The sequence below is a fragment of the Candidatus Pelagibacter communis genome (genome assembly GCF_001179925.1).
GTDB lineage: Bacteria > Pseudomonadota > Alphaproteobacteria > Pelagibacterales > Pelagibacteraceae > Pelagibacter > Pelagibacter ubique_E.
The window spans coordinates 1-2,456 of the sequence record NZ_CVSF01000043.1; the positions used below are offsets into that span (position 1 = coordinate 1).

Consider the following 2,456-nt stretch of genomic DNA (forward strand, 5'->3'; position numbering starts at 1 on the left):
TGAAAAAATGTGCTTTAATACTTATTCAGAATATAAAAAATTAATTAATTAAATGTTAACATTAACATTACCAGATGGAAACAAATTAAAATTTCCAAAAAAAGTAACAGGCTTGGAGGTAGCAGAGAAAATAAGTAAGTCTCTTGCAAAACAAGCAATTGTTATGACCATAGATGGTAAATTAACTGATTTGAATTTTATTATAAATAAAGATTGTGATGTAAAGATATTAACTTCAAAAAATAAGGAAGGTCTTGAAACTATAAGACATGATACAGCACACGTTTTAGCAATGGCTGTTCAAGAGCTTTTTCCGGGCACACAAGTTACCATTGGGCCTGTTATTGATAATGGATTTTATTATGATTTTGCAAGGAAAGAACCATTTACTGAGGAAGATCTCAAAAAAATTGAAAATAAAATGAGAGAAATTATTGATAGAGATGAAATAACCAGAAGAGAAGTTTGGGAGCGAGATAAAGCAGTAAAACATTTTGAAAGTAAAGGTGAATTTTATAAAGCTGAATTAATTAAAAGTATTCCTAAAAACGAAGAAGTTTCAATTTATTTCCATGGTGAATGGCATGATCTTTGTAGGGGACCACATTTATCTTCAACTGGTAAAATTGGAAAGTTTTTTAAGCTTACAAAAGTAGCTGGTGCATATTGGCGTGGAGACTCAAATAATGCAATGCTTCAAAGAATATACGGAACTAGCTGGTCTTCACAAAAAGATCTAGATGATTATTTGAAAAGAATTGAAGAAGCAGAGAAAAGAGATCATAGGAAACTAGGCAAAGAAATGGATTTATTTCACTTTAGGGAGGAAAGTCCAGGATCTGTTTTTTGGCATGAAAAGGGCTGGGCACTGTTCCAAAAATTGATCGATTATATGAGAATGAAACAAAATATTGCTGGTTATAAAGAAATAAATACACCAGAAGTTCTTGATAGAACTTTATGGGAAAAGTCCGGGCATTGGGAAAAATTTGGTGCAAACATGTACACATCAACAACTCCTGATGAGAAGATTTTTGCAATAAAACCCATGAATTGTCCTGGTTGTATAGAAGTTTTTAATCAAGGTCTAAAAAGTTATAAAGATTTACCATTGAAAATGTCTGAATTTGGAAAAGTACATCGTTACGAACCGTCTGGAGCATTACATGGTTTATTAAGAGTCAGAGCATTTACTCAAGATGATGCTCATATATTTTGCACAGAAGATCAAATTACCCAAGAATGTTTGACGGTAACTAATCTTATTTTAGAAATTTATAAAGATTTAGGTTTTGAAAATGTAATCTTAAAATATTCTGATAGACCTAATTTAAGAGTTGGGGATGATAGTGTTTGGGATAAATCAGAAAAAGCTTTACTAGAAGCCGTTAAAGCAACCAAATTAGAATACAATATTAATAAAGGTGAAGGGGCATTTTATGGACCAAAAATTGAATTTGTTCTTAGAGATGCGATTGGAAGAGATTGGCAATGTGGAACTCTGCAAGTTGATTTTAACTTGCCGGGCAGGTTAGGTGCTTCTTATGTTGATAAAGATGGTTCAAAAAAGGTTCCTGTTATGTTGCACAGAGCTTTATTTGGGTCACTTGAACGTTTTATAGGAATTTTGATTGAACATTATGCTGGGAAATTCCCATTTTGGATTTCACCTTTACAAACTGTTGTGATACCTATTACAGAGGAGTTTGATGATTATGCAATTAAAGTTTCAAAAAAAATAAAAAAAGCAGGAATGAGTTGTATTGTTGATACAAAAAAAAATAACTTAAACTATAAAATTAGAGATCATTCACTTGCAAAAATACCTTTATTGCTGATTTGTGGTAAAAAAGAAGTTGACAGTAACTCAGTAACGATTAGAAGATTGGATTCTAATAAACAAGAAAATATGGATTTAGATTTATTTTTAAAAACATTCTCTGCTTTGCAAAAAGCGTCTTCAAATTAAGTGGCAGAATTTAAACAAAATTTCTTTCAAAAAAGAACAAAGGATCGCGGTCCTAGATCAAATAATAGGATTTCTTCACCTGAAGTACAAGTTATAGCGAGTGATGGGGAAAATTTAGGAGTTCTTAGTACAAATAAAGCTATCTCTATGGCAAAAAATGAAGGTTTAGATTTAATTGAAATAGCACCCAATGCAAATCCTCCAGTTTGTAAAATTATGGATATGGGTAAGTTTAAATATGATGCTCAAAAAAAAGCAAATCTAGCAAAAAAAAAACAAAAAATTGTATCATTAAAAGAAATAAAAATGAGACCAGTGACAGAAACACATGATTATGAATTTAAGGTTAAAAATGCAAAAAAATTTATTTCTAAAGGAGATAAGGTTAAATTTACGATTAGATTTAAAGGTAGAGAGTTACAACATTCTCATTTAGGTAATGAATTAATGACAAAAATTAAAGAAGACATGAAGGAAGTGGAAAAAG

2 protein-coding genes are annotated in these 2,456 nt (G+C 30.6%); both read left to right on the forward strand.

All coding sequences use genetic code 11. From position 1 onward, the window contains the following. The first annotated feature begins 52 nt into the window (after positions 1–52). Positions 53–1,969 carry a threonine--tRNA ligase gene (thrS, locus tag AMN70_RS03105; protein ID WP_075501690.1) on the forward strand — a complete coding sequence of 639 codons (1,917 nt, stop codon included), beginning with the start codon at positions 53–55 and terminating at the stop codon, positions 1,967–1,969. After that, the coding region (gene infC / locus AMN70_RS03110; protein ID WP_075501692.1) for a translation initiation factor IF-3 at positions 1,970–2,456 on the forward strand (487 nt) is incomplete at its 3' end.

Excerpts from the sequence above, each read along its gene's own strand:
- thrS (WP_075501690.1), top strand. The coding sequence starts at position 53 with ATGTTAACATTAACATTACCAGATGGAAACAAATTAAAATTTCCAAAA.